This is a genomic window from Bradyrhizobium sp. TM233, from assembly GCF_036247965.1.
In the GTDB taxonomy this organism is placed as follows: Bacteria; Pseudomonadota; Alphaproteobacteria; order Rhizobiales; family Xanthobacteraceae; genus Bradyrhizobium; species Bradyrhizobium ottawaense.
Genome location: NZ_BTIG01000161.1, coordinates 1 through 285, shown reverse-complemented (window position 1 = coordinate 285; position 285 = coordinate 1). Strand labels below are relative to the sequence as shown.

Genomic DNA, 285 nt, shown 5'->3' with positions numbered 1-285 from the left:
TTTCTTGTATGCTAAACCAGCTTCTAGGGGAAGAAAAGTTCAGTGGTGTTAGAGTCGGTTCTGAAGTAGCCATCAACCATCTTCAATTCGCGGATGATACACTGCTCTTCTGCGAGAATGATATGGTTCAACTTGACCTTCTAGGCAACACACTCTTGGGGTTTTTATTTGCTGTCAGGTTTAAAGCTAAACTTTTCCAAGTCTGTGCTTATCGGGATTAATATGGAAATATCAGAAGTTCAAAGTTATGCCTCAATTTATGGCTGGAGTGTCGGCTCTCTACCT

General features: G+C 41.4%; 1 protein-coding gene. It reads left to right on the top strand.

Translation table 11 applies throughout. From position 1 onward, the window contains the following. Positions 1-221, top strand: a 221-nt coding sequence (locus tag AABA86_RS34145) for a hypothetical protein (protein WP_338309869.1), incomplete at its 5' end; no start/stop codon positions are given. Positions 222-285: the final 64 nt, after the last annotated feature.